This window comes from Streptomyces niger (assembly GCF_000718305.1).
In the GTDB taxonomy this organism is placed as follows: Bacteria; Actinomycetota; Actinomycetes; order Streptomycetales; family Streptomycetaceae; genus Streptomyces; species Streptomyces niger.
In genome coordinates, this window is the sequence record NZ_JOFQ01000095.1 from 1 (window position 1) to 240 (window position 240).

Here is a 240-nt window from a genome sequence, read left to right on the forward strand (position 1 = left end):
TCAGATCCTTGCGGTTCCGATTTTCGCCGGTGCGTTTCGGCCTTTCGGCTTCTTCGCGGTTCCAACCTTACCAGATCCGCTTCGCGTTTCCGGCCCCTGCTGGAGCGGGGTTGCTTTCCGGTCCGGCCCTTTCGGGCTTTCCCTTCCGGCGTTTCCGACTCTATCAGATCCTTTTTCGTTTCCCGCTTCGTGAAGCGGTCTTTCGAATTCGGTTCCGATCCCTGTCGGGCGGGCCCGCCG

General features: G+C 60.8%; 1 protein-coding gene. It reads left to right on the forward strand.

What is annotated here, in order from left to right; all coding sequences use genetic code 11:
* Nucleotides 1-193, forward strand: a 193-nt coding sequence (locus IF20_RS40390) for a hypothetical protein (protein WP_234427011.1), incomplete at its 5' end; no start/stop codon positions are given.
* Nucleotides 194-240 lie beyond the last annotated feature (47 nt).